Genomic DNA, 8,919 nt, shown 5'->3' on the forward strand with positions numbered 1-8,919 from the left:
GGGTATGCCTGTAGATATGAATGAATTATACGGGAAACTCTATAATCATGCTCTTTCGGGAGATGCCGATTGCGGCGGGTTGCTCTCTTACAACTATTTCTCCGGCGAGCCTGTCACCGGTCTTTCAGAGGGTCGTCCGTTGTTCGTTCGGTCGGTAACAGATAGATTCAACCTTGCCAATTTTATGCGTTCACATCTTTTTGGTGCTGTCAGCGTGTTGAAAATAGGCAATGACATTCTCTTCAATGATGAGAAAATCAAGGTTGACAGAATTACCGGTCACGGAGGTCTGTTCAAGACAAAAGGAGTCGGACAGAGAGTGCTTGCGGCGGCGCTTAACTCGCCCATTTCTGTAATGGAGACAGCCGGAGAGGGTGGAGCCTGGGGTATGGCGTTGCTTGCGGGCTATCTTGTGAACAACGCTGATGACAGGACTCTTTCTGATTATCTTGATACTGCGGTATTTGGAGGAAATGTAGGAAACAGCATATCTCCGACAGCGGAAGAGGTAGAAGGTTTCAACCGATATATCAAATCCTACATTGCGTGTCTGCCAGTAGAGCAATCGGCTGTTGATTGCAAAAAATGAACTTGACAAAAATCTATCCTATATTGCAAAAACGGGGGGCGACAATTTTAGCTCCCCGTTTTTCATTTCCGTCAGGTAAACTCGAGCCAGCCATATACTTTCCATTGAAACAGAAACATAGGGATTTTTTTGTTTAATAGCTGAGTAATTAGTAAATTTGCATTATGAAAACGAATGTAGCAGTTTTTTTCGGCGGTCGCTCCGTTGAGCATGAGATTTCGGTAATCTCCGCCCTTCAGGCAATCAATGCCTTTGATAAAGAAAAATATAACATAATTCCGATATATATATCCAAACAAGGACGCTGGTATACGGGTGATAATCTTCTTGACATCCGTAATTATCGGGATATGAAGAAAGTTATTGAAGATGCTGAGGAAGTGTTCATGCGCCCTGAATACGGAGATTATAACCTGTATAAGGTTAATACGGGCATGTTCTCTAAGCGTAATCCGGTTGTTGCTGAATTGCATGTGGTTATTCCAGTGCTACACGGAACAAACGGCGAGGATGGTATTTTCGAGGGTTTGCTTGAGACAATCGGCATACCGTTTGCCGGATGCAATACTCTCTCAAGTGCCAACGGTATGGACAAGATAACAATGAAGATGATTCTTCGCGAATGTGGCGTGCCGGTGGTGGATTATGTGTGGTTTACTGACCGTCAGTGGCTTTCGTCAAAAGATGACATAATTTCCAAAGTTGAGAGCAAACTCGGTTATCCCGTAATCGTAAAGCCGGCAAATCTGGGGTCAAGCGTGGGTATCGGCAAGGCATCAAACAGGGAAGAACTTATAGAAAAAGTGGATAATGCGGAGAAATTCTCACAACGCATTATCGTTGAGCACATGATCGAGCAGCTTAAGGAGATCAACTGTTCTGTACTTGGTGATGCCGATGAGCACGAATCTTCAGTTTGCGAGGAACCGATAAAGACTGGAGATTTTCTTTCTTACGAAGACAAATATATGGGTGGATCCAAAACTACAGCCGGTATGCAGGCAAGCGAGAAGCGGATCCCTGCTGATCTGCCTGAAGCAGTAAGTGAGAAAATACGCTGCATGGCAGGTGAGACATTCCGCGTGCTTTCCTGTCATGGAGTAAGCAGGGTAGATGTTATGGTAGATGAAAAAGACAACAGTATTTATGTAAATGAAATCAACACAATTCCGGGGTCGTTGTCTTTTTATCTATGGGAAGCCAGCGGCATTTCATTTACCCAGCTTATGGATCGTCTCGTACAACTTGCCTTAAAGCGCAAGCGTGCAATTGACCGCAAGACATTCACATATGACCATAACATATTTTCGCTTGGCGGCGGTGTAAAAGGTGCCAAAGGCGCAAAGGGCGCGAAGATCTGAATCATATATCAGCATAATAACAATATAACATTGCACAATAGATGGCAAAGAATTTTAAGGAATACAGCAAACAGCTCAATCTTTCCGAAATCAACAAAGAGATGTTGAAGCTCTGGGATGCCAATTCGCTCTTCGAAACAAGTATGAAAGAGCGTGAGGGTTGCCCTACTTTCGTGTTTTTTGAGGGTCCCCCTTCCGCCAATGGTATGCCCGGCATCCATCACGTCATGGCGCGTACTATTAAAGACATAATTTGCCGCTATAAGACAATGAAAGGCTTCCATGTGAAGCGTAAAGCCGGATGGGATACTCATGGACTTCCGGTGGAACTTGGTGTTGAAAAAACACTTGGAATCACAAAGGAAGATATCGGCACTAAAATATCTGTAGATGAATATAATGCCGCCTGTCGCAGGGAGGTTATGAAATATACGAGAGAGTGGACTGATCTTACCCATAAGATGGGATATTGGGTCGATCTGGACAATCCATATATCACCTACGACAACAGATATATTGAGTCTGTATGGTGGTTGCTCAAAGAGCTTTATAACAAGGGCTATCTTTACAAAGGTTATACAATCCAGCCATATTCTCCAGGTGCCGGCACTGGACTCAGCTCGCATGAACTGAATCAGCCGGGTTGCTATCGTGATGTCAAGGATCTCACAGCAACAGCCCTTTTTACGATCAAGGATCCCAAACCCGAAATGGCGGGATGGGGGCGTCCGTGTTTTCTTGCGTGGACAACAACTCCGTGGACACTTCCTTCCAACACGGCTTTATGTGTCGGACCCAAATTCGAGTATGTTGCCATAAGAACCTACAACCCATATACAGCTGAAAAAATCACAGTTGTGATGGCTTCCGATCTTGTAGGCTCTTATTTCAAGAAAGAAGGGGAGACACTTTCACTTGAGGATTATAAACAAGGTGACAAGGTTTTGCCATACCGTATTGTAGGCAGATTCTCCGGTGAAGATCTCATAGGCATGCATTATCAGCAGCTTATGCCATGGGTCAAGCCTGTCGAGAAACTCAATGAATATAGCGCGACATACGTAACGGAATTTGCCGAGGCTAATCCCGGTAACGTTTTCACAGTCGGCAACGACCGCTTTGTGGAGATGGCAGAATGTGCGTTCCGTGTCATTGGTGGAGATTATGTCACCACAGACGATGGTACCGGTATCGTTCATATAGCTCCGACATTCGGTGCTGATGACGCCAAGGTGGCAAAAGCTGCGAATATCCCCCCTTTGTTCATGATAAACCGACGCGGCGAGACGCGTCCCATGGTAGATCTTCAGGGTAAATTCTATCTTATAGAGGATCTCGCGCCTGAATTCGTTGAGAAATGTGTAGATGCGGGTGAATATGTAAGTCATGCCGGAGAGTATGTGAAGAATGCCTATGATCCGCGTTTCACGCAGAATGGAAAATATGACGAGTCCGCCGCTGCCAAGGAAGAGGATCTCAATGTGCGTCTCTGCATGGAGATGAAGCAGGCAGGAGAAGCTTTCAGAACGGAGAAACACGTTCACAATTATCCTCATTGCTGGCGCACTGACAAACCTGTGATCTATTATCCACTCGACAGCTGGTTTATCCGGACTCCGCAGGCACGGGAGCGTTTGATAGAACTCAACGAGACGATTAAATGGAAGCCTGCGTCAACAGGCACAGGACGTTTTGGCAAATGGCTTGAAAATGTGCAAGACTGGAATCTTTCACGTTCTCGCTATTGGGGCACACCTCTTCCGATCTGGAGAACCGATGATGGTAAAGAAGAGGTCTGTATCGGTTCATATGAGGAATTATGCGAATTAATAGACCGCTCTGTGGCAGCCGGGTTTATGACTGAAAATCCATTTACTGCAAAAGGATTCAAACCTGGAGAATACACAGGTGACAACTACGATAAAATAGATATTCACCGGCCATATGTAGATGATATAGTTCTTGTCTCTGAAAGTGGTAAGCCAATGAAGCGCGAGACAGACCTGATTGATGTGTGGTTTGATTCTGGTGCGATGCCTTACGCTCAGATTCATTATCCTTTTGAAAACAAAGAGTTGCTCGATTCGCACGAAGTTTATCCTGCAGATTTTATTGCAGAAGGCGTGGATCAGACTCGTGGCTGGTTCTTCACATTGCATGCGATTGCCGGAATGGTTTTCGACTCGGTCGCATACAAGGCTGTTATCTCCAACGGTCTTGTGCTTGACAAAAACGGAAACAAGATGTCAAAGCGACTCGGAAATGCTATAGATCCTTTTGGAAATATCGAGAAATTCGGAAGCGACCCGGTAAGATGGTACATGATTTCAAATTCGCAGCCATGGGATAATCTCAAGTATGACGAAGAAGGAGTGGCAGAAGTAAGCCGCAAGCTTTTCTCCACACTATACAATACCTACAAATTCTTTGCACTCTATGCGAATGTGGATGGATTTACAGGCACAGAGCCACAGGTAAAGCTCTCTGAACGACCTGAAATTGACAGGTGGATTCTTTCTTTGCTCAACAGTCTTGTTGTCGAAGTGGAGACAGCTCTCGATGATTACGAGCCTACACGTGCGGCGCGAGCCATAGACACATTTGTAAATGACAATCTTTCCAACTGGTATGTGCGCCTTAACCGCAAGCGTTTCTGGGCAGGAGAGATGGACAATGATAAATTGTCTGCGTATCAGACGCTATATGCTTGTCTTAAGACTGTGGCGCAGCTGATGGCTCCGTATGCTCCGTTTTATGCTGACCGTCTGTATGCGGATCTTATGGCTCCATCGCTGGAAAACGGTGGATATGCATCGGTGCATCTGTCTGACTTCCCTGAAGCTGACACTACCGCTATAGACAAGGCTCTTGAAGAGAGAATGAGTCTGGCTCAGGTTATTACTTCCAATGTGCTCGCATTGAGAAGAAAAGTGAATCTGAAAGTCCGTCAGCCTCTTCAGACACTTTTGATTCCTGTTACAGATGCCTCGCAAAGAGAAGCTGTTGAAGGAATCAAGGATATAGTGCTTGATGAGGTGAATGTAAAAGAGCTGAAGATTGTCGATAACGAGGAGAGTGGTCTTGTTAAAAGAGTCAAGGCGGATTTCAAGAAACTCGGTCCGAAATACGGCAAGATTATGAAGGCACTTGGTAAGGCGATTACCGAGATGAGTCAGAAAGATATCGCAGATCTGGAAAAAAATGGTTCGTTCATCTTCTGTGGGCTTCCGGAGCATCCTGTTGTCACACTTGAGGATGTAGAGGTTATTCCGGAGGATGTGCCAGGCTGGCTTGTGACAAACGAGGGGAATGTGACAGTCGCTCTTGATGTTACTCTCACACCGGAGTTGCGTAACGAAGGTATGGCACGTGAACTTATCAACCGCATCCAGAACATACGTAAATCATCCGATTTCGAGATAACAGACAAAGTGACTGTAGAGTTATCGGAAGCTCCTGCCGTAAAAGCCGCGCTTGAGGCGTTCAAGGACTATATTTCGGCACAGGTTCTTGCGGATGACATATTGACATCACCGGATATTGCCGGAGAAAATGTTGTGGAGCTTGATATTGACGGTGAGAAAATACTCGCCAAAGTAGATAGAAAATGACAGATCAGGAGATAAGAAAACCGTTAGACAAAATAAGCAAGTCATCCGGCATTTCTGCCGGATGGCTTGCACTTATTATTGCCTTCGTGGTAATAATCGCAGACCAGACACTGAAGATATGGATCAAGACGAATTTCTATATTGGAGAAGATTATGAGATATTCAGATGGTTTCATATCAAGTTTATAGAAAATAACGGAATGGCTTTCGGACTTGAATTATGGAATAAGCTTGTTCTTACATTCGGGCGTATAATCGCTGTCGCTCTGTTCGTATGGTTCATAATCAAGGTCAAGGATATCAAAGGAATCAGAAAAGGTTTCATAGTAGCCGTTGCATTGATTGCAGCAGGAGCTGCGGGTAATATTTTTGATTGCGTATTTTACGGGAAAATATTTAATAATCCCATGCCACCGCAAGTAGCGGAAATATTCCCTGCCGACGGAGGGTATGCCGGATGGTTCGAAGGGAAAGTTGTGGATATGCTTTATTTCCCGTTCTTTGATTTCTATTGGCCGGAGTGGATGCCGGTGGTAGGGGGCAGTTATTATGAGTTTTTTGCCTATATATTCAATATTGCCGATTCCTCCATCTGCATCGGTGTTGCATTGTTGATATTATTCTATTCGAAGGATGCATCTGTTGCTTTCAATGCGATAGGTGGAGATTCGGCGAAAACAGAATCTGAAGCCAAATGACAAAAGGTGCCCTCTTTTTGTATATATCAGTATCACTGATGCTGTTGAGCAGCTGTGACAAGCGTCCGAAAGGAGTGCTTTCAGATGACGAAATGGTGCGTCTTATTGCCGATATTGAAGTCGCCGAGGTATATATGCAGCAACATAATTCCGGCTACTATAACGACAGTGTCAGAGACAGTGCCGTTCAATGGGCACTTGAAAGGCATGGACTCACTAAGGCTGATTTTGACTCGACAATGACCTGGTACGGTCGAAATATTGACGAATATCGTGATTTATATGGCAAGGTAGATGTGGAGCTTGCTGCAAGGCAACGTGCAGTCACGGGTATGGAAGACACAGATATTGTCTCTACAGATCTGTGGCCATATTCAAGACATATGATAGTTTCGGCAAATGGGTCTTCAGACGGTCTGTCATTCTCATTGCCTTCGGAAGNCATTCAGAAGGGAGACCGGATAACGTGGAAAATGCGATTGAAAGGGTTGTCTTCTGGAAATATACTTTTAGGAGTAGACTATGATAACGGCACATCCTCGTATTCGTATCAGTCACAGAACGGCATGTCAAAAGGGGAGGTCATGTTGCAGACCGACAGTGCACTTCAGGTCAGGAGAGTATATGGCTATGTCCGTGCAAATGATGTGTCATCCTTGCCGATGTGGATCGACAGTATTTCTCTGAAACGAACTCCTATCGACAGCACAGAGTATTATCGGATACATTCACAACGCAGATATTCTGGTTTTCACAAACGTGAGAAATCCGGAGCTGCAAAAGACAGTTTGAAAACAAAAAAGGATGCCGGACCTGCAGGACTCGAAAAAAATGAAGGTATNCTGTCGTTGCCATCTCGGTCAAAACCAGCATTGAACAAGACTGTACGATTAAAGGAAATAAACGAGATAAAGGCTATTCCGGCTCAAGAGCTGGCTCCTGTCAGAGAGAGATGAGAGAATTGAAAATACTCACAAGAAGATTATATAAAAGAGACCGGAATGGGAATATACAAGTATTCTCTTTTCCGGTCTTGTCTGTAGATATCAATAATAACGACTTTCAGTCGGTCAATGCAAATGCTCAAGGCAAATTCAATGTTATGGTAAACGGTTTCAGGCTGGAAGAATTTGTCTCCGAAATTCCATCGACTTTGTTTGTTGACCACGCATTGTATCTTGTAGAGGATTCAGACGGCTGGCATCTGTCTTCCCTCAATCAAGCGGAATGTTGATGTTTATCGAGGGGAGCAGTGTCCATGATGAAAGCGGATTCCAATTCACGTTTACAACCCCTCTTGAACCGTATCTTCCGCTGTATGGATAGAGCCTTTGTGTGTAATAGCGTCCTCCTCTGAGATATTTGACCACATACGTGTCGTCACTGACTCGCCATACCTTCACATCGCGACCTCCGCGAGCTGCATAGGCAACCATCTTGCGTAACTGGCGATCATAGTCTTTATGGTATTTATGCTCGATTTTACGACGTTCTTTCCAATATTTTTTCTCAGCTTTTCTTGCTTTTTTCAAATGCTTGTAATAATCATCATCGTCGTCATAATGATGTTTATGATGTTTTGAGGAATGCTTACGGTCATACCTGTATTCATACCTGTCCTTGTCATGGTGTTTGTGATGCTTGTCAGCGAATGCGACACCGGTTCCGGACATCAGGAACAGAGAGAGGATGATTGTTGTAATTATTCGTCTCATAGCTTTATAATTATTATTGTTTACAAGCAAGCATTCATCATTGATTTTTGTTATAACCATGTAAACCAAGAATGCTTGTTTATCTATAAGACACGTAATGATTCAAAAAGTTTATTTACCTTTCTGAGGATTTTGCTGCTTTTGTGTCTGAGATGCGTTCTGCTGGCTTTTTGAAACTGAATTTGCCGATGATGCAGCATTGCCAAGCCTCATCCAGTTGTCTGTCCATTTTGACAGGGCGGCATTCTCATTACTCAGAATGACAGTGGCAACAGGATCAAGAATTGTATATACCCATCTGTTATTTCCATAAGTCAATTTCATGTCATTCCAGATTGATTGGAAAACATTCTTTTTCCCTTTGCGACGTTTGATCCGGTTCCATTCCTCTGTCCAGTAACGGTTCCATTTGCGTTTGGACAAATCCGGTTGTCTAAAACCATGGGATGTCTGCGAAAATTTGTCATCAGGCTCAAGATAATATTCATAGTTTATGTCACAGCTTTCGCTTATTGCCATGTCAACCTTATATTGTCCGGTTCCCCATATCCTTCTTGTTTTTTTGGAGTCATCATAGCCGATGAAGCTTCTTGGAACAAGAAAAGACTCTCCGGTTACTGTTATATAGCGAGCCCTCCCGGACATTTTCTCAATCTGACTGCTGTCCAGATTATATTGTTTTATGTTATCGGAAGTGGGGCGTATATATACGAAATATCCATGATTCCAGTCTCCGTTTTCAAGAGCGAGAGAATCAGGAATTGTAGTGACAATGTTGAACTCTCCTAACAATTGATCGTTCACAACCTGAATAGCCTCATTCATCCATGATGATGAAATCCGCGCGTTTACATTAAATTTCAGATTCTTTCACTGGCGTCTCTTAAAATCTGTTAATGCGAAATTGTTAAACTCTGTATTCATGTTGGTTACGCGATTTTCTGG

The 8,919-nt window shown here is 44.0% G+C and carries 8 protein-coding genes; 6 read left to right on the plus strand and 2 right to left on the minus strand.

The window, feature by feature from the left end; genetic code table 11:
• From JX312_RS05345 to JX312_RS05370, 6 genes are all read left to right on the plus strand, one after another.
• On the plus strand, positions 1-589 hold a 589-nt coding region (locus tag JX312_RS05345; protein WP_255563902.1), incomplete at its 5' end, for an FGGY-family carbohydrate kinase.
• 164 nt (positions 590-753) lie between these two features.
• Complete coding sequence (locus tag JX312_RS05350) at positions 754-1,950, plus strand: D-alanine--D-alanine ligase family protein (RefSeq protein WP_124031123.1); 1,197 nt, start codon at positions 754-756, stop codon at positions 1,948-1,950.
• Positions 1,951-1,991: 41 nt separating this feature from the next.
• Complete coding sequence (gene ileS, locus JX312_RS05355) at positions 1,992-5,561, plus strand: isoleucine--tRNA ligase (protein WP_204457300.1); 3,570 nt, start codon at positions 1,992-1,994, stop codon at positions 5,559-5,561.
• Positions 5,558-6,259 carry a lipoprotein signal peptidase gene (locus tag JX312_RS05360; RefSeq protein WP_204457301.1) on the plus strand — a complete coding sequence of 234 codons (702 nt, stop codon included), beginning with the start codon at positions 5,558-5,560 and terminating at the stop codon, positions 6,257-6,259. The genes ileS and JX312_RS05360 overlap by 4 nt, the downstream gene beginning before the upstream one ends.
• Positions 6,256-7,215 (plus strand): DUF4296 domain-containing protein, encoded by a 960-nt coding sequence (locus JX312_RS05365; RefSeq protein WP_204457302.1) that lies wholly within the window; start codon positions 6,256-6,258, stop codon positions 7,213-7,215. Before JX312_RS05360 ends, JX312_RS05365 begins: the two co-directional genes overlap by 4 nt.
• Before the next feature lie 77 nt (positions 7,216-7,292).
• Positions 7,293-7,493 (plus strand): hypothetical protein, encoded by a 201-nt coding sequence (locus JX312_RS05370; RefSeq protein ID WP_123405801.1) that lies wholly within the window; start codon positions 7,293-7,295, stop codon positions 7,491-7,493.
• Here JX312_RS05370 and JX312_RS05375 read toward each other — a convergent pair.
• Both JX312_RS05375 and JX312_RS05380 read right to left on the minus strand, forming a co-directional pair.
• The gene (locus tag JX312_RS05375; protein ID WP_124096627.1) at positions 7,474-7,974 is read right to left on the minus strand and encodes a hypothetical protein; all 501 of its coding nucleotides are present in this window, start codon (positions 7,972-7,974) and stop codon (positions 7,474-7,476) included. The two genes, JX312_RS05370 and JX312_RS05375, sit on opposite strands and share 20 nt — an antisense overlap.
• A 111-nt stretch (positions 7,975-8,085) precedes the next feature.
• The gene (locus JX312_RS05380; protein WP_204457303.1) at positions 8,086-8,778 is read right to left on the minus strand and encodes a hypothetical protein; all 693 of its coding nucleotides are present in this window, start codon (positions 8,776-8,778) and stop codon (positions 8,086-8,088) included.
• Positions 8,779-8,919 lie beyond the last annotated feature (141 nt).

The sequence above is a fragment of the Barnesiella sp. CU968 genome (genome assembly GCF_905219685.1).
GTDB lineage: Bacteria > Bacteroidota > Bacteroidia > Bacteroidales > Muribaculaceae > Lepagella > Lepagella muris_A.